The 16,240-nt window shown below is 68.7% G+C and carries 15 protein-coding genes and 1 tRNA gene; 10 read left to right on the forward strand and 6 right to left on the reverse strand.

The features are described 5' to 3' along the window. Window positions 1-104 precede the first annotated feature (104 nt). From hemC to ACK42S_RS00130, 5 genes are all read left to right on the forward strand, one after another. Window positions 105-1,085, forward strand: coding sequence for a hydroxymethylbilane synthase (gene hemC, locus ACK42S_RS00110; RefSeq protein WP_409702007.1), 981 nt, complete (start codon window positions 105-107; stop codon window positions 1,083-1,085). Window positions 1,086-1,087: 2 nt separating this feature from the next. Further along, window positions 1,088-1,879: a uroporphyrinogen-III synthase gene (locus ACK42S_RS00115; protein ID WP_409702009.1), complete on the forward strand. Its 792-nt coding sequence runs from the start codon at window positions 1,088-1,090 to the stop codon at window positions 1,877-1,879. Between the two features lie 24 nt (window positions 1,880-1,903). Beyond that, complete coding sequence (locus ACK42S_RS00120; RefSeq protein WP_409702011.1) at window positions 1,904-3,022, forward strand: uroporphyrinogen-III C-methyltransferase; 1,119 nt, start codon at window positions 1,904-1,906, stop codon at window positions 3,020-3,022. A 17-nt stretch (window positions 3,023-3,039) separates the two neighbouring features. Further along, window positions 3,040-4,287, forward strand: coding sequence for a heme biosynthesis HemY N-terminal domain-containing protein (locus ACK42S_RS00125; protein WP_409702013.1), 1,248 nt, complete (start codon window positions 3,040-3,042; stop codon window positions 4,285-4,287). A 37-nt stretch (window positions 4,288-4,324) separates the two neighbouring features. Then, window positions 4,325-4,401, forward strand: a tRNA-Arg gene (locus tag ACK42S_RS00130). A 107-nt stretch (window positions 4,402-4,508) separates the two neighbouring features. Here ACK42S_RS00130 and ACK42S_RS00135 read toward each other — a convergent pair. Further along, window positions 4,509-5,180: a TetR/AcrR family transcriptional regulator gene (locus ACK42S_RS00135; RefSeq protein ID WP_409702015.1), complete on the reverse strand. Its 672-nt coding sequence runs from the start codon at window positions 5,178-5,180 to the stop codon at window positions 4,509-4,511. Between the two features lie 190 nt (window positions 5,181-5,370). Between ACK42S_RS00135 and ACK42S_RS00140 the strand changes: the two genes are divergently transcribed. The 5 genes from ACK42S_RS00140 to ACK42S_RS00160 all read left to right on the forward strand — a co-directional run bounded on the left by ACK42S_RS00140 (window position 5,371) and on the right by ACK42S_RS00160 (window position 11,409). Further along, a complete protein-coding gene (locus ACK42S_RS00140) occupies window positions 5,371-7,188 on the forward strand; it encodes a feruloyl-CoA synthase (protein WP_409702017.1) in 1,818 nt (605 codons plus the stop codon). Next, window positions 7,185-7,994, forward strand: a complete 810-nt coding sequence (locus ACK42S_RS00145; protein WP_409702019.1) for a crotonase/enoyl-CoA hydratase family protein — start codon at window positions 7,185-7,187, stop codon at window positions 7,992-7,994. Before ACK42S_RS00140 ends, ACK42S_RS00145 begins: the two co-directional genes overlap by 4 nt. Further along, window positions 7,991-9,229 carry a thiolase family protein gene (locus tag ACK42S_RS00150; protein WP_409702021.1) on the forward strand — a complete coding sequence of 413 codons (1,239 nt, stop codon included), beginning with the start codon at window positions 7,991-7,993 and terminating at the stop codon, window positions 9,227-9,229. The genes ACK42S_RS00145 and ACK42S_RS00150 overlap by 4 nt, the downstream gene beginning before the upstream one ends. A gap of 33 nt (window positions 9,230-9,262) precedes the next feature. Beyond that, window positions 9,263-10,249 carry a Bug family tripartite tricarboxylate transporter substrate binding protein gene (locus tag ACK42S_RS00155; RefSeq protein ID WP_409702023.1) on the forward strand — a complete coding sequence of 329 codons (987 nt, stop codon included), beginning with the start codon at window positions 9,263-9,265 and terminating at the stop codon, window positions 10,247-10,249. Between the two features lie 74 nt (window positions 10,250-10,323). Then, window positions 10,324-11,409, forward strand: a complete 1,086-nt coding sequence (locus tag ACK42S_RS00160) for an ABC transporter substrate-binding protein (protein WP_409702025.1) — start codon at window positions 10,324-10,326, stop codon at window positions 11,407-11,409. Between the two features lie 12 nt (window positions 11,410-11,421). On the opposite strand, the gene ACK42S_RS00165 is transcribed toward ACK42S_RS00160, so the two are convergent. The 5 genes from ACK42S_RS00165 to ACK42S_RS00185 all read right to left on the reverse strand — a co-directional run bounded on the left by ACK42S_RS00165 (window position 11,422) and on the right by ACK42S_RS00185 (window position 16,215). Beyond that, window positions 11,422-12,132: an ABC transporter ATP-binding protein gene (locus ACK42S_RS00165; protein WP_409702027.1), complete on the reverse strand. Its 711-nt coding sequence runs from the start codon at window positions 12,130-12,132 to the stop codon at window positions 11,422-11,424. Between the two features lie 9 nt (window positions 12,133-12,141). Continuing rightward, window positions 12,142-12,909 carry an ABC transporter ATP-binding protein gene (locus ACK42S_RS00170; protein WP_409702029.1) on the reverse strand — a complete coding sequence of 256 codons (768 nt, stop codon included), beginning with the start codon at window positions 12,907-12,909 and terminating at the stop codon, window positions 12,142-12,144. Window positions 12,910-12,926: 17 nt separating this feature from the next. After that, window positions 12,927-14,009, reverse strand: a complete 1,083-nt coding sequence (locus ACK42S_RS00175) for a branched-chain amino acid ABC transporter permease (protein WP_409702031.1) — start codon at window positions 14,007-14,009, stop codon at window positions 12,927-12,929. A gap of 26 nt (window positions 14,010-14,035) precedes the next feature. Further along, window positions 14,036-14,905: a branched-chain amino acid ABC transporter permease gene (locus ACK42S_RS00180; protein WP_409702033.1), complete on the reverse strand. Its 870-nt coding sequence runs from the start codon at window positions 14,903-14,905 to the stop codon at window positions 14,036-14,038. Window positions 14,906-15,042: 137 nt separating this feature from the next. Further along, window positions 15,043-16,215: an ABC transporter substrate-binding protein gene (locus tag ACK42S_RS00185; RefSeq protein WP_409702035.1), complete on the reverse strand. Its 1,173-nt coding sequence runs from the start codon at window positions 16,213-16,215 to the stop codon at window positions 15,043-15,045. Between the last annotated feature and the right edge of the window lie 25 nt (window positions 16,216-16,240).

Here is a 16,240-nt window from a genome sequence, read left to right on the forward strand (position 1 = left end):
GGCGGTGGTAACAAAATTACAAGCCTGGGATGGTAGCACCGTCGCGGCCCCGGGCGGGCATCGCACCGTCCGGAGCCGTCCGGCCCCTCGGGTAGCATGCGGTCATGATCACGTCCGACTCTTCCTCCTCCGGCCCCGTTTCGGTGAACGCCCGCTGGGTCATCGCCACCCGCGAAAGCCGCCTGGCCCTGTGGCAGGCGCGGCATGTGCAGGCCCTGCTCGAACAGCGTTTCGGCCATCGCGTCGGGTTGCTGGGCATGACCACGCGCGGCGACCAGATCCTCGACCGCACCCTGTCCAAGGTGGGTGGCAAGGGCCTGTTCGTGAAAGAGCTGGAAGTGGCGCTCGAAGAAGGTCGCGCCCACCTGGCCGTGCACTCGCTCAAGGACGTTCCGATGGAGCTGCCCGAAGGCTTCGTGCTGGCTGCCGTGCTCGAGCGCGAGGACCCGCGTGATGCCTTCGTCTCGCCGCGGCATGCCGACCTGGCCAGCCTGCCGGCGGGGGCGGTGGTGGGCACCTCCAGCCTGCGCCGCCTGGTGCAGTTGCGTGCGCGCCGGCCCGACCTGCGCATCGAGCCCTTGCGCGGCAATCTCGACACCCGGCTGCGCAAGCTCGACGAGGGGCAGTACGACGCCATCGTGCTGGCCGCAGCCGGTCTGAAGCGCCTGGGCTTGTCCGGGCGTATCCGTACGGTCTTCGAGCCCGAGGAGATGCTGCCGGCGGCGGGGCAGGGCGCCCTGGGCCTGGAGATCCGGGCCGATCAGCACGAACTGCGCGACGCGCTGGCCACGCTCGTGCACCGTCCCACCTGGCTGGCGGTGCATGCCGAGCGTGCCGTCTCGCGCGCCTTGGGCGGCAGTTGCAGCGTGCCGCTGGCCGCCCATGCGGTGTGGCAGGGCGGGGAGCTCGTGCTGCACGCTGCCCTGGGCGACCCGGACGCCGAGCCGGTGGGCCTGCTGCAGGTGCGCTGCGCCGCAGCGGTCGCCGACACCGAGGCGGCCACGCGATTGGGTGTGCAGGCGGCCGGGCGCTTGCGCGAGCTCGGGGCCGAGGCCGTGCTGGCCCGCCTGGCCTCGGGTGCCTGAGGATGGTGGCGCCCCCCCCTTGGCTGCTCGTCACCCGCCCGGCGGCGCAGGCCGGTCAGTGGGTCGAGCGGCTGCAGGCGCTGGGCGTGCCGGCAAGGGCCCTGCCGCTGATCGCGATCGCTGCGCCGGCCGACGCGCGTGCAGTGTCCCGGGCCTGGGCCGAGCTGCCTGGCCGCGATCTGGTCGTCTTCGTCAGTCCCAGCGCTGTTGAGCAGTTTTTTGCCCAGGCCCCCGTCGGGGCGCGCTGGCCGGACGGTGTGCGGGTGGCCACGCCCGGCCCGGGCACCGATGCCGCGCTGGCGCGCGCCGGCGTGCCCGAGGCGCTGCGTTTGCGGCCGGCCGACGATGCCGAGCAGCTCGACTCCGAAGCGCTGTGGGCCGTGCTGCGCGGCGAGCCCTGGGCGGGGCGTCGCGTGCTCATCGTGCGCGGTGAGGGCGGGCGGCCCTGGCTGGCCGAGCGCCTGACCGAAGCCGGCGCGGCGGTCGACTTCCTCGGCGCCTACCGGCGTGGCCTGCCGGTGCTGGACCCAGCCGACACGACGCTGCTGCACGAGGTGCTGGAGACGCCCGGCGAGGCGGTGTGGCTTTTCAGCAGCTCCCAGTCCATCGACCATCTGGTGAGCCTGGCACAGGCCCAGGGGCTGCGGCCCGACTGGGCGCAGCAGACGGCCATCGTCACCCATCCTCGCATCGGCCAGCGCGCCCGGGCCCTGGGCTTGCGCAGGGTGCTGGCCTCGCACCCGGCCCCCGACGCCGTGGCCGCGGCCTGGGCGTGCAGGCGCGATGCACCATAGGTGCTCGATACAATGGCCTTCACCGTGAGCGACACCACTTCTCCCACCCCCTCGCCGACCTCCCCCGAACCCTCGTCAGAGCGCGCGGCTGCGCCCGCTGCGCAGGTTGCTGCGGCCAGCGGCCCGTCCGCACCGCAGGCGGCCAGCCGTTCCCTGTGGTGGGTCGCTGTGGTCGGCTTGCTGTTGCTGGCCGTCGTGGGCCTCACGCTGGCCTACCAGGCGCAGCAGCAGGTCCAGGGCCTGGAGCGCGAACTCGTGCGCCGCCAGCAGGACAGCCAGGACCTTGCCACGGAAGCCCGGGCCCTGGCCCGGCAGGCGCAAGACGCCGCGCGCGAGGCGCTGGCCAAGGCCTCCGTGCTGGAGGCGCGCCTGGCCGAGGTGGCGCTGCAGCGCGACCAGCTCGACGAACTGCTGCAGGCCCTGTCGCGCTCGCGGGACGAGAACGTGCTCGTGGAGATCGAGGCCGCCCTGCGCGTGGCCGTGCAGCACTCGGCCATCACCGGCAGCGCCGAGCCCCTGCTGGCGGCCTTGCGCAGCGCCGACGAACGTCTCCAGCGCTTGAACCAGCCGCGGCTGGAGCGCGTGCGCCGTGCCATCGTCCAGGATGTGGAGCGCGCCCGCGCCGTGGCCGTGGCCGATGTGCCTTCGCTGGTGGGGCGGCTCGACGAGGCCGCGCGTCTGGCCGACGAACTGCCTTTGCTGTCCAGCCCCGGCACGGGGGTGGCCGCACGGGCGTCGCAGTCCGCACCGTCGGCCAGCCAGGCTGCCGAGGACTGGTCGGCCCGCGGCCGTGACCTCGCAGCCCGAGTGTGGAGCGAGCTGCGCTCCCTCGTGCGCGTGACCCGCATCGACCAGCCCGAGGCCATGCTGATCGCGCCCGAACAGGCCTTCTTCCTGCGCGAGAACCTCAAGCTGCGGCTGCTCAACGCCCGTCTGGCCTTGCTGAGCCGGCAGTTCGAGACGGTGCAGGCCGACATGCGGCAGGCCCAGCAGGCCCTCGAGCGCTATTTCGATCCGCGCTCGCGTCGGGTCATGCAGGTGGCCGACACGCTGCGCCAGGTGCAGGCCCAGGCCCGAGCGAGCCAGTTGCCGCGTCCCGACGAGACGCTCGCGGCCTTGCAGGCCGTGCTGGCCACACGCTGAGCGGAAAACGCCCGGCCATGCGCAACGTCATCTGGATCCTCCTGCTCTTCGTGCTCGCGGTGGTGGCCGCGGGCGTATTCGGGCGCAACGATGCCGTCGTCACGCTCTACTGGGCCCCGTGGCGGCTGGACCTGTCCTTCAACTTCTTCGTGCTGCTGCTGTTGCTGCTGTGCGCAGGCTTGTACCTCGCCTTGCAGACCCTGCACACCTTGATCGGCCTGCCGCGCCGCGCGCGCGAGTGGCGCATTGCACGACGCGACCACTACGCCCAGCAGGCCTTGCGCGAGGCCCTGGCGCTGTACTTCGGCGCCCGCTACAGCCGCGCCCACAAGGCGGCGCAGCGCGCCCTGACCATTCAGGGCGCCACGCCCGAGCTGCGCTCCGATGCCGAGTTCATCACGCTCGCGCGGCTGCTCGCCGCGGGCAGCCTGCACCGCCTGCAGGACCGAGCGGGCCGCGACGAACTGCTGAGGCAGGCCCTGGCCACGCCGGCGGCCGGCGGCAACGGCCGGGCCGCCGACGAGGGCGTGCGCCTGATGGCTGCGGAATGGGCGCTGGAAGATCGTGACGCCGAGCGGGCCCTGGAGCTGCTGGCCGAGCTGCCGCCGGGCCTGGCGCGGCGCACCCAGGCCTTGCGCCTGAAGCTGCAGGCCGCACGCCTGGCGCGCCAGCCGCTCGATGCCCTGCGCACGGCCCGGTTGCTGGCCAAGCACCAGGGCTTCTCGCAGGTGGCGGCGCAGGGCCTGCTGCGTTCGCTGGCGATGGAGGCTCTGGACACCGCACGCGATGCCGACCAGCTCCAGCGGGTGTGGGAACAGCTCGACGCCAACGACCGCCGCGATGCCTTCGTGGCGGCGCGTGCCGCCACAGCCATGGCCGGTCACGGACGTGTTGACCAGGCGTGGGCGATGCTCCAGCTTTTCTGGGACGCGCCGCAGGGCCGCAGCGCCGAGGAGTGGCAGGCGCTGGCCGAGGCCTTCGTGCGCTCGCTCGAAGGCCTGGGCACTGACTGGCTGCCTCGCCTGGAGGCCGCGACACACGCCCATCCCACGCGCCCCGAGCTCGCCTATGCGTTGGGCCGCGCACTGGCCCAGTTGCAGCTGTGGGGCAAGGCGCGCCAGCAGCTCGAGCGCTGCGCCGATGACCCCGCGCTGCCGGCACCGCAGCGGCGCAGCGCTTGGCGCCATCTGGCCGAGATGGCCGAGCAGGACGAGGACCTCGAACGGGCGCGCACCTGCTATCGGCGCGCGGCACGCATCGAGTGATGACAAACGCAAAAAACGTGTTATAGTTTCGTTCTTCGCGGCTGTAGCTCAGTTGGATAGAGTACTTGGCTACGAACCAAGGGGTCGTGGGTTCGAATCCTGCCAGCCGCGCCAGCTCCTCAAGGGCCTGATCCATCAGAAGGGATCAGGCCCTTGTCCTTTGCGAGCCTCGCCATCAGCGCGAGGCTGTGAGCAGCCGGTGTGCCCCTCGAGGGGTCGATTCAGCGCGACATGTGCTGCGGCGATGGGGCTTGCAGGGTTGGGTCTGCCGAGGCTGGCTGCGGCATGAGAAGCAGGCATTCCAGCAAGGCGGCGCGCTGGGCCTTCTGGGCCTCGCCATCCTGACGGATCAGCATCGATTCACCCACTTCCCAGGCGTACAGCGCAAAACCTCTTGCCCGTGCCTCGGGGATGGAAAAGCCCAGCGCCGAGAAACATTGCGCGATGTAGGCGATGCGGCGCGAATCCACCTCGTCGAGCGCCTGGCGCGCCGTCTCGTCATGCCGCGCCCATGCACGGATGGCCAGCTCGATGCGAGCGGCACGGCGGGCCGAAGGCCCGCGGAAGGGCAGGGACATCAGCTCGGTGATCAGTGCACGTGGCTCCACGTGCTTGCGCTCGAAGCGATCGATCAGCTGCTCGGTGGCGGCATCACGCCAGGCCTTGAGCACGCTCATCAGGAGATCCTCGCGGTCCTTGAAGTGCCAGTAGAAGCTCCCACGCGTCACGCCTAGGAGCTTCGCCAGCACGTCCACACGCACGTTGTCTACCCCCTGGTCCACCAGCAGTTCGGTGGCCGCCTCGATCCAGCTTTCGGGTGTGAGGGAGGTTCGTGGCGCTTCGGCCGTACGGCGTCGGGGCCGGGTGGATGCGGTGGGCAAAGATTCGGTCATGGCGGGTTGAGGGGATCGATCCCCGCAATTGTCCACTATCTGGCCCATGCACCAACGCATGTGCTTTGGTGAAAGTCCGGATTTCCTATCTCACATCAAGCCCTAATATCATCTCAATACACATGTGTATGTGCATGTTGATGATGCGGGCGCCGATGCAGTGCCTGCACGGTTCGACCCAGGAGACGAGATGGCCCCCGGTTTCTTTGACGATCCGAGTGTCGTGGCCCCGCCCCGCGTGGTCAGGCGGGACCTGCCCGGCGGCGGCTTCGTGCTGCGCTCGCCAGAACCCTTGCAACCCCATGCCCGCTGCGTCGGGGAGTGGCTGGAGCACTGGGCTGTGGCCACGCCCGAGGCCTTGGCCCTGGCCGAACGGGGAGCCGACGGGCAGTGGAGACGCCTGAGCTATGCCCAGGTCCGGCAGGCCGTGGGGGCCATCGGCCAGAGCCTGCTGGACATGGAGTTGCCGGCCGACGCCCCGGTGGTGGTGCTGTCGGACAATGGCCTGGAGCATGCCCTGCTGATGCTGGCCGCCCTGCACGTCGGCCGGCCGGTGTGCACGGTCTCCAGCGCCTACTCCCGGCTGGCGAAGGACCACGCCAGGATTGCCAGCATCCTGCGCAGTCTCGGGCCATCCTTGGTCTATGCTTCCAGTGCAGAAGTGTATGGTCAAGCCATGCGGGCTGCCGAGGTGGACACCTTGGCGGTGTTCAGTTCGGGGGCACAGGCCCATCCGGGCGCGCTGACCTTCGAGCGGCTACTGCAGGGGCGCGAAACCGGCGCGGTGCGTCGGGCCTTCGAGGCGATCACGCCCGACACCCATGCGAAGTACCTGCTGACCTCGGGCTCGACCGGCCAGCCCAAGGTGGTGATCAACACCCATCGCATGCTGTGCGCCAACCAGCAGATGATCGCGCAGGCCTGGCGCTTCCTGGAACGCGAGAAGCCGGTGGTGCTGGACTGGCTGCCCTGGAGCCACACCTTCGGAGGCAACCACAACTTCAACTTGGTGCTGCGCAACGGTGGCACGCTTTACATCGACGAAGGCCGGCCTGTCCCTGGAGGGATCGAGAAGTCCGTGCGCAACCTGCGCGAGGTCCAGCCCACGCTGTACTTCAACGTGCCGCGCGGCTTCGACATGCTGCTGCCTCACCTGGAGGCCGACGAGGCTCTGGCGCACGAGTTCTTCGCCCGCCTGCGCATGGTGTTCTACGCGGGAGCGGCCTTGCCGCAGGCAACCTGGGAACGGTTGGAGAAGGTGGCAGCACGGGTGCGTCGCGAGCCGGTGTGGTTCACCACCTCCTGGGGGTCGACCGAGACCGCGCCGGCAGTCACCACTGCCCACTGGAAGCTCGACCGCGCCGGCGTCATCGGACTGCCGCTGCCGGGGGCGGAGCTCAAGTTCGTGCCCAACGGCGAGAAGCTCGAGATGCGCGTGCGCGGCGCGTCGGTCTTCCCAGGCTACCGTAATGCGCCCGAGCTCACCGCACAGGCCTTCGACGAGGAAGGCTACTACCGAATCGGCGATGCCGGTTTCCTGCTCGACCCGCAGCATCCCGAGCGTGGCGTGGTCTTCAACGGCCGCGTGGCCGAGGACTTCAAGCTCACCACAGGCACCTGGGTGTCGGTGGGCACGCTGCGAGTGAGACTCCTGTCGGCGCTGGCCCCCTATGCGCAGGATGCGGTGATCACGGGGCACGACCGCGACGAGGTCGGAGCGCTCCTCTTTCCGAGCCCGGCGGCCAGGGATGTGCCGGCCGGGCAGCTCGCTCTGCGTGTGCAAGAGGCGTTGGCGTCGCTGCGTGCTCAGGGGGGTGGATCGTCCCAGACGCCAGTGCGTGCGATGTGGCTGGACGAGCCACCCGACCCCGATGCGGGCGAAATCACCGACAAGGGGTACGTCAACCAGCGAGCGGTCCTGCATAGGCGCTCGGCACAGGTGCAGGCCCTCTACGCCTCGCCCTGCGACCCCCGAGTCATCCTGGCTCCTGCAAAGAACGACTCATGAACCTGCAATTTCATTCTGCCGGGGGCTTGCTGGCGGACCTCTCCCTGCTGCACATCGAACGGGCTGGGCCAGTGGTGCATCTGCGCCTGATGCGGCCGGCCAAGCGCAATGCCCTCAACGACGAGCTGATCGCGCAACTGCACACTGCCTTCCTGCACCTGCCGGATTCGACCCGTGTGGCGGTGATCAGTGGCGACGGCGAGCATTTCTGCGCGGGGCTGGACCTGTCGGATCTGAGCGAGCGCAGCGTGGCCGAAGGCATCGCGCACTCCCGCCGCTGGCATGCAGTCTTCGACCAGATCCAGTTTGGCCGCGTGCCGGTGATCGCAGTGCTGCACGGGGCGGTGGTGGGTGGTGGATTGGAACTGGCCAGCGCGGCCCATCTGCGCGTGGCCGAGTGCAGTACCTTCTATGCATTGCCCGAGGGGCAACGCGGCATCTTCGTGGGTGGCGGCGGATCGGCGCGCATCCCGCGCCTGATGGGTGTGGCCCGCATGACGGACCTGATGCTCACAGGCCGGGTGCTCGATGCCGAGGAAGCCCAGGCGGCCGGCCTGTCGCACTACCTGGTGGGCGAGGGTGAGGGGTTGGCGCGGGCTTTTGCACTGGCCGAGAAGGTGGCTTCCAATGCCCCATTGTCGAACTATGCCGTGATGCAGGCGCTGCCTCGCATCGCCGAGCTGCCGCAGGCCGAAGGCCTGTTCGTCGAGGCCCTGATGTCGGCCATCGCTCAAGGCGACGAGGCGGCCAAGGAGCGTGTGCGCGCCTTCCTGGACAAGCGCGCCGCAAAGGTGTCGAAGTTATGAGCCGCGGCCTGTATCAATGCTTCGACGATGTCTGGCTGCTCGACGGACTGCGCACGCCGCTGGTGGACTATTGCGGCGCCTTCGCCGGCGTCTCGCCCACCGACCTGGGCATCAAGGTGGCGCGCGAGGTGCTGGCACGCACCGGCGTGGCGGGCGACGCGGTGGACAGCGTGTTGGTGGGCAACGTTGCTCCGGGCGATGCCGATCACTTCTTCCTGCCACGTCACGTCGGGCTGTATGCAGGAGTGCCGATCGAGGTGCCGGCCCTGCTGGTGCAGCGCATCTGCGGCACGGGCTTCGAGCTCTTCCGCCAAGCCGCCGAGCAGATCAGTGCCGGGGTGGCCTCGACCGTGCTGGTGGTGGGCACCGAGTCGATGACGCGCCATCCCATCTCGGCCTTCGAGCACCGCCAGGGCTTCCGCCTGGGCGCTCCGCTGGGCTTCAAGGACACGCTGTGGGAGTCGCTCAACGACACGGCCGTGGGGGCCTCGATGATCCAGACGGCCGAGAACCTCGCTCGACGCTACGGCATCACGCGTGAGGAGGTCGACGCCTTCGCCTCCCGTTCCTTCGGGCGTGCCGTCGCCGCTCAGGAAAGCGGCTGGCTCGCCGGAGAGATCGTGAGCGTCACGCACGAACGCTTTGAACGGGAGGGTTGCCTACCTCGCGGCATCCGGCTGCAGGGGGAGGCGGCGGTGATCGATCGCGACACGCATCCGCGCCGCTCGCCGCCTCAGGTGCTGGCCCGGTTACGTACGATCTATCCCGGTGGCGTTCAAACCGCCGGGAACAGCTCGGCGCTGACCGATGCCGCCGCCGCTGCTGTAGTGACGTCGGGTCCGGCGCTGCAAGGGCGTCGACCGCTGGGCCGCATCGCAGCTGCCGCTGTGGTGGGCGTGCCGCCCGAGATCATGGGCATCGGCCCGGCCCCGGCCATCCGCCTGCTGCTCGAATGCCGGGGCTTGCATGTGCATGACATCGCACGCGTCGAGGTCAACGAGGCCCAGGCAGCGCAGGCCCTGGCCGTGCAGCGCGAACTCGACCTCGACCTCGAGCGGCTCAATGTGCACGGCGGTGCCATTGCGTTGGGACATCCGCTGGCTGCCACTGGGGTGCGGCTGGCCGTGACGGTGGCGCGCCAGCTTCGGGCCATCGGTGCACGCCACGGGATCGCCTCGGCCTGCGTGGGCGGAGGGCAGGGCATGGCCCTGCTGATCGAGAACCCAGACGCTTGATATTCATCACCCACCCAAAAGAGGAGACAGACCATGATCACACGACGTCAGTTTGTACAGGCTTCGATGGGCGCCGCCGCGCTGGGGCTGCTCGGGCAGACCCAGGCCCAGCCCGTGGAGCAGCCTAAGTTCCTCTACGGCTTCCCGCCGGGCAGCTCGGGCGATATCGTGGCGCGCCGCATCGCCGAGCGCATCGCCGGGACGCCGTATGCAAGGAATCAAGCCATCGTCGAGAACAAGGCCGGCGCTGGCGGGCGCATCGCGCTGGAGGCGCTCAGGCAGGCCACACCGGACGGCGCCACCCTGTGCCTGTCGCCTTTCTCGGCCACTTCGGTGTACCCGCACATCTACACCCGGCTCGGCTATGACCCGGTGAATGACTTCTTGCCGGTGTCGATCGCAGCACTGATGTTCCATGGCCTGGCGGTGGGCCCGCTGGTGCCGGCCAGCGTCAAGAGCGTGAAGGACTATCTGGCCTGGGCCAAGGCCCATCCCAAGGATGCGAACTACGGCTCGCCGGCCGCCGGCTCCACTCCGCATTTCATCGGTGCACTGCTGGGGCTGAACAACGGGGTGGATCTCAAGCATGTGCCCTACCGAGGCTCGGTGCCTGGGGTCACCGACGTGGTGGGCGGGCAGATCGCTTCGATGGTGACGCCCAGCGGCGATTTCATCGCGCATCATCGAGCCGGCAAGCTGCGCGTGCTGGCCACCTCGGGCAGCCGCCGCTCGCCCTTCCTGCCCGACGTGCCCACCTTCGCCGAGCAAGGCTTCCCCGAACTGACGGTGGAAGAATGGTTTGGCTTCTACGCTCCGGCGCGCACCCCGGCGGCCGTGGTGGCGGCCGCGAATGCGGCCATCAATCAGGCCCTGAAGGACCAGTCCGTCATCGATGCCCTGGGCATCGTGGGCCTGATCGCCCAGGGGTCCACGCCGCAGGAGATGGCCGCCAGTCAGAAGCAGGAGTTCGAACGCTGGGGTCCGCTGGTGAAGAAGATCGGCTTCACGGCCGAATCCTGAGATCCGCGGCAGCCGAGGAGAGGAGCATTGTGCAGCGACGCGTCTTTCTGGCTGGGGCGGCAGCATGGAGCGCCATGCCCGCCGTACTGAGGGCGGCCGAGCCCGGTGTGAGTGATGGCGAGATCGTGCTGGGCCAAAGCGGCATCCACAGCGGCCCTCTCGGCGTGCCCGTCAAGGCCTTCCTGGGCGGGGCGCAGATGGCCTTCGACGAGATCAATGCCGGCGGGGGCGTGGCCGGCCGTCGCTTGAAGCTGGTGACGCTCGACGATGAGCTCAAGCCGGATCTCGCCGTTGCGAACTGCCGCCGCCTGCTCGACGAGCACAAGGTCTTCGCCTTCTTCGGCAATGTGGGGTCGGGCACCACCGCAGCCGTGGCGCCTCTGCTCAAGGACAGTGGCGCACCCCTGGTCGGGGCCTATGCCGTGGCTGACTCGGCGCGTGAGAAGGCGGCCGGCTCGGCCTTCTTCGTGCGAGCCACCACCGGGCGCGAGGCGCAGGTGCTGGTGCAACACCTGACCACGATCGGCATCCGCCGCATCGGTGCGGCCTATCTGGATGTGGCCGGAGGGCATGAGGCCTATGGACACATCCAGGCCGCGCTGAAAGTCCACGGTCTGGAGCCGCATGTAAGCGCTCCGGTCAAGGGCGACGGCAGCAACGTGGCCGAGGCGGCGCGCATCCTGGCTGAGCGCCAGCCTCAGGCGGTGATCATGTACCTGGCCGGCGCCCTACCGGGTGAGCTGATGAAGGCCACCTGGGCCCAAAGCAGCGGCACGTCCTTCTATGGCATGTCCATCGTGGCCGGCGAGGTCACGGCCAAGGTGCTCGGTCGCCGCAGCCGGGGCCTGGCGATTTCCCAGGTGATGCCCTATCCCTGGGGTGAAGTGGAGCCCGCCCTACGCGAGTATCGCCAGGCGGCCGACAAGGCGAAGGTGGCCGTGGGCTACAACAGCCTGGAGGGCTTCCTCAACGCGCGGGTGCTGATCGAAGCCCTGCGCCGTACCGGGCGCGACCTCACGCGCTCCCGCCTGCATGCCACGCTGCGCGGGTTGCGCATGCGCATAGCGGGCATGGACGTGGATTTCACGGGCAGCCAGTCCACCGGCTCGCGCTTCGTGGAACTGGTGCAGGTGACACACGAAGGGCGCTTCGTGCGCTGAACCACAGGGGGCTCAGACCCCCAGGTAGCGCCCCAGTTCGGCCGGGCGCTGCTGCAGATCTTCGCTGGCGCCGGCGAGCACCACCCGGCCTTTTTCCAGCACCACCAGGCGATCGGAGTGGGCCATCACGGTGCGATAGTTGCGGTCCACCACCAGGGTGGCCAGCCCGCAGGCGCGGATTTCGCCGATCACGCGCCAGATTTCGGTGACGATCAGCGGGGCCAGGCCTTCGGTGGCCTCGTCGAGGATGATGGCGTCGGGGTTGGTCATCAGTGCGCGGCCGATGGACAGCATTTGCTGCTCCCCGCCGGAGAGCTGGGAGCCCAGATGATCCAGGCGCTCGGCCAGCCGCGGGAAGGTGCTCAAGATGCGCTCGAGGCTCCAGTCGCGCTGGCCCTGCAGGCCGGCTCTTGCGGCCATCACCAGGTTTTCTTTCACCGTGAGATTGGGAAAGATGCCGCGTCCTTCGGGCACATAGGCGATCCCCAGCCGGGCCACCTCATGAGGCTGGCCGCGCGAGAGGTCGCGCCCGCGCACGACGATGCGCCCCTCGCGCTGGCGCACGTGGCCCAGCAGGCTGCGGATCAGGGTGGACTTGCCCATGCCGTTGCGGCCGAGCAGGCCCACGGTTTCGCCGCGCGCCAGGGTGAAATCGACACCGCGCAGCACGTGGCTGCTGCCGTACCAGGCATGCAGGCCGGTGGCTTCGATCAGGGTTTCCATGCCCGCTCCTCAATGCTCGCCAAGGTAGGCGGCCTGCACCTCGGGGTTGGCGCGCACCTCGTCGGGTGAGCCCGAGGCCAGCACACTGCCATTGACCATCACGGTGATGCGATCGGCCACGGCGAACACCGCATCCATGTCATGCTCCACCAGCAAGATGGCGTGGCCCCGGCGCAGCTCGCGCAGCAGGGCGAGCATGCGCTCGGATTCCTCCGGGCCCATCCCCGCCAACGGCTCGTCGAGCAGCAGCACACGTGGCTGTGTGGCCAGGCACATGGCCACCTCGAGCTGGCGCTTCTGGCCGTGCGAGAGGCTGGCGGCCGGGCGGTCGGCCACCGCGCTCAGGCCGGCGCGTTCCATCGCCTCGTCGGCACGCCGGGTGCTCCACGGGCAGCGTTGCGCGGCCTCCCAGAAGCGCCAGGGCCTCTGGGCGTGGCTCTGAGCCGACAGGCGGCAGTTCTCGCGCACACTCAGCGGCAGGAAGGTGTTGTTGCGCTGATAGCTGCGGCCCAGGCCGGCCTGAGCCCGGCGCGGCTGCGACCAGCCGGTGATGTCCTGGCCGTCGAGCACCACCTCGCCTGAGCTGGCCGGCAGCTCGCCCGAAAGCAGATTGATCAATGTGGACTTGCCCGCGCCGTTGGTGCCGATCACGGCGTGGATCTGATCGGCCTGCAGGTCCAGGCTGACATCGGCCACCGCGGCGAGGGCGCCGAAGCGACGGGTGAGAGCGCGCGCGCTGAGCCAGGCGCTGGCGCCGCTAGGGATCGAGGAGGTCATGGGTTGCTCCGGCGGGGTCAACGGTGAGATGAGGCCGCGCCGGGGCGGGGCACGGGCAGTGCTTCGTCGGCCTCGGGGTCGGTGTGCTGCGGTGCGGCTGCCGGTTTTCCGCCGGGGCTTTGGGCTTGGCTCCGGGCGCGTGGCATCCCACGTTGGCGCAGGCGGGTGAAGCCGCCTGCGATGCCCTGGGGCAGCAGCACGACCAGGCCGATGATGAAGCCGCCCATCAGCAACTGCCAGTGCTTGGTCAGGTCCTGGAACCACTCGGCCAGCAGGACGAAGGAGGCCGCGCCCACCACCGCGCCGGCCAGGCTGCCCAGGCCGCCGAGGATGACCATCAGCAAGGCATCGCCGGACTTGTGCCACGACAACAACTCAGGGTTCACGTAGCCGTGCTGGGTGGCGTAGAGGAAGCCCGCCAGCCCTGCGAAAGCCCCGCCGATCACGAAGCTGGCGAGTTTGTAGGCCACTGTCGCATAACCGGCTGCACGCATGCGCTGCTCGTTGTGCTTGATGCCCACGAAGGTGTGCCCCAGGCGCGAGCGCAGCACCAGGGCGAGCGCCCCCACCGTGAAGGCCAGCAGGGCCAGCGTGAACCAGTAGAACTGGGCCGGCTGCTCCAGGTCGACGAAGCGCCAGCCCAGCAAGGTGAACTCGGGTTTGAAGTAGATGTAGGTGCCGTCGCTACCGCCGAAATAGCGGGTGTCGTGCACGACGAAGTAGACGAGCTGGGCGAAAGCCAGCGTCACCATGATGAAGTAGATGCCCTTGGTGCGCATCACCAGCGCGCCGATCGCCAGGGCCAGCAGCATCGAGGCACCGACGGCCGCACCGAGCAGCAGCCAGCCGTTGCCCACGTCGGACTGCGGTGCAAGCAGCGCCACCATGTAGGCGGCAAAGCCGAAGAAGGCGGCATGCCCCAGGCTCACCAAGCCGGTGTAGCCCACCAGCAGTTGCAGGCTGAGTGCGAAGATGGCCATGATGGCCACCTTGGCACCCAGTTCGATGTGGAAGGGCGTGCCGATGGGCTCAGGCAGCAGCGGCAGCAGGGCCAGCACCACGAAGGCCGCAACCCAGGACCACACAACGGAGTACTTCATCTGCAGATCCTCGGGGTTCGGTGGTATCAGGTCCCTTGCTTGAAGAGGCCTTCGGTCTTCCAGAGCAGGATGATGGCCATCATCAGGTAGACCAGCGCACCGGCGGCCTGCTGCCAGAAGACCTTGCCGAAGGTGTCGACGAAGCCGATGAGCAGCGCGGCCACCAGGGCGCCCTTGATCGAGCCGATGCCACCGATCACCACCACCACGAAGCAGATGATGAGCACCGAGCCGCCCATGCCCGGATAGACCGAGCTGACCGGCGCGGCAATCATGCCGGCCAGCACGGCCAGGGCCACCCCTGCGGCAAAGACGAACCGGTACAGCAGCGAGATGTTGATGCCCAGGGACTGCACCATCTCGCGGTTGGTGGCGCCGGCGCGCACCATCATCCCCAGCCGGGTGCGCTTGATCATCAGGTACATGCCCAGCGCCACCGCCAGACACACCCCCGAGATGAAGAGGCGGTAGACGGGGTAGGTCATGCCGTGGCCGATCTCGATGCCGCCCGACAGCCAGGCCGGTACCTCCACGCCGTGCACGTCATCACCCACGAGGAGGCTGCGCATCTCCTCGAAGACGAGGATGAGCCCGTAGGTCATCAGCACCTGCAGCAGGTGTTCGCGTTCATACAGGAAGCTGAAGAAGCCCCATTCGAGCAGATAGCCCAGCACCACCGACAGCACGATGCCCAGCACCAGGGCCAGCGCGAAGTTGCCCGTCAGCGACGACAGCGTGAACGCCAGGTAGGCGCCGATCATGTAGAAGCTGCCATGGGCGAGGTTGATCACGCCCATGATGCCGAAGATCAGCGTCAACCCGCTGGCCACGAGGAACAGCAGCAGCCCGTACTGCACGCTGTTCAGGCACTGAATCAGAAAGGTCGTCAAGTCCATGTGGGAGCTTCGTCTGGCCTTGGAGCAAGAGGGGCGTCAGCCTACCCACCAGCAACCGCCGCGCAGCCGGCTTCGCCGGTCTGCCAGCGGTGCCCCCTCGAAGGGGGCGCGCGCAGCGCGTAGGGGGCGGTCGTCGATCACATCCTGCAGCCGCGAGCCGGGTCTTCCAGCCCCTTCACAGCGATGCTCACGGAGCGGTTCATCTTGTTGTCCACCTTGCGCAGATAGATGTCCTGGATGGGGTTGTGGGCCTTGGACATCGTGAAGGGGCCGCGCGGGCTGTCGATCTTGGCCGCGCGCATGCCTTGCACCACGGCGTCGCGCTTGCTGATGTCGCCGCCGGCGGCCTTCAACCCGGCAGCCAGGAGCTGGGCGGCGTCATAGCCTTGCACGGCGTAGACGTCGGGCTGAAGCTTGTAGGTCTTGGCGTAGGCGAAGCGGAAGGCCTTGTCCTTGGTGAGCTGCAGGTCGTCGGCGTAGTGCAAGGTGGTGAACAGGCCGTTGGCGGCTTCGCCCTGGGCCTCCAGCGTGCCGTCGGTGAGAAAGCCGGCGCCGTACAGCGGGATCTTGTCCTTCAGGCCTGCGGCGGCATAGTCCTTGACGAACTTGACCGCGCCACCGCCGGCGAAGAAGACGTAGCCCGCATCGGGCTTGAGGGCGGCGATCTCGGTGAGCAGGGCCTGGAACTCGACATTGGGGAAGGGCAGGTTGAGCTCCTTGATCACCTTGCCGCCCTTGGATTCGAAGCCCTCTTTGAAGCCGCGCACCGATTCATCGCCGGCGGCATACTTCCAGGTCAGCGTCACGGCGGTCTTGTGCTTCATCTTCTCGGCCGCGACCAGGCCCATGGCATAGGCCGGTTGCCAGTTGGTGAAGGAGGTGCGGAAGATGTTGGGCGCACACAAGGGCCCGGTGATGGCGTCGGCGCCCGCATTGGGCACGATCAGCAGGGTGTTGGTGTCTTTGGCCACCTTGGCCATGCCCATGGCCACACCGGAGTGCACGGTGCCCACGAGCACGTCGACCTGGTCGCGTTTGACCAGCTTGTTCGCGTTCTCGGGGGCCTTGGCCGGGTCGGACTCGTCGTCCACCTTGAAGAACTCCACCTCGCGGCCGGCGAGCTTGCCGCCGTTCTCGTCGAGGTACAGGCGGAAGCCGTTTTCGATGGCCGTGCCCAGCGCGGCGAAGGTGCCGGTGTAGGGCAGCATCAGCCCGATCTTGATCTTTTCGTTCTGAGCCTGGGCGGCGGTGCTCAGCGTGGCGGCCAGGGCGGTTGCCAGCAAGGCAAGGGCGGGACGGGATGTGTTCATGGCTTGTCTCCTTCTTGGTGGGGGC

This window comes from Caldimonas sp., assembly GCF_046289365.1.
Lineage (GTDB): Bacteria > Pseudomonadota > Gammaproteobacteria > Burkholderiales > Burkholderiaceae_C > Caldimonas.

Bases quoted from the DNA above. Each gene is read 5' to 3' on its own strand.
- hemC (WP_409702007.1), top strand. From the start codon at position 105: ATGATCACGTCCGACTCTTCCTCCTCCGGCCCCGTTTCGGTGAACGCC.
- ACK42S_RS00115 (WP_409702009.1), top strand. From the start codon at position 1,088: ATGGTGGCGCCCCCCCCTTGGCTGCTCGTCACCCGCCCGGCGGCGCAG.
- ACK42S_RS00125 (WP_409702013.1), top strand. From the start codon at position 3,040: ATGCGCAACGTCATCTGGATCCTCCTGCTCTTCGTGCTCGCGGTGGTG.
- ACK42S_RS00135 (WP_409702015.1), bottom strand. From the start codon at position 5,180: ATGACCGAATCTTTGCCCACCGCATCCACCCGGCCCCGACGCCGTACG.
- ACK42S_RS00140 (WP_409702017.1), top strand. From the start codon at position 5,371: ATGGCCCCCGGTTTCTTTGACGATCCGAGTGTCGTGGCCCCGCCCCGC.
- ACK42S_RS00145 (WP_409702019.1), top strand. From the start codon at position 7,185: ATGAACCTGCAATTTCATTCTGCCGGGGGCTTGCTGGCGGACCTCTCC.
- ACK42S_RS00150 (WP_409702021.1), top strand. From the start codon at position 7,991: ATGAGCCGCGGCCTGTATCAATGCTTCGACGATGTCTGGCTGCTCGAC.
- ACK42S_RS00155 (WP_409702023.1), top strand. From the start codon at position 9,263: ATGATCACACGACGTCAGTTTGTACAGGCTTCGATGGGCGCCGCCGCG.
- ACK42S_RS00160 (WP_409702025.1), top strand. From the start codon at position 10,324: ATGCCCGCCGTACTGAGGGCGGCCGAGCCCGGTGTGAGTGATGGCGAG.
- ACK42S_RS00165 (WP_409702027.1), bottom strand. From the start codon at position 12,132: ATGGAAACCCTGATCGAAGCCACCGGCCTGCATGCCTGGTACGGCAGC.
- ACK42S_RS00170 (WP_409702029.1), bottom strand. From the start codon at position 12,909: ATGACCTCCTCGATCCCTAGCGGCGCCAGCGCCTGGCTCAGCGCGCGC.
- ACK42S_RS00175 (WP_409702031.1), bottom strand. From the start codon at position 14,009: ATGAAGTACTCCGTTGTGTGGTCCTGGGTTGCGGCCTTCGTGGTGCTG.
- ACK42S_RS00180 (WP_409702033.1), bottom strand. From the start codon at position 14,905: ATGGACTTGACGACCTTTCTGATTCAGTGCCTGAACAGCGTGCAGTAC.
- ACK42S_RS00185 (WP_409702035.1), bottom strand. From the start codon at position 16,215: ATGAACACATCCCGTCCCGCCCTTGCCTTGCTGGCAACCGCCCTGGCC.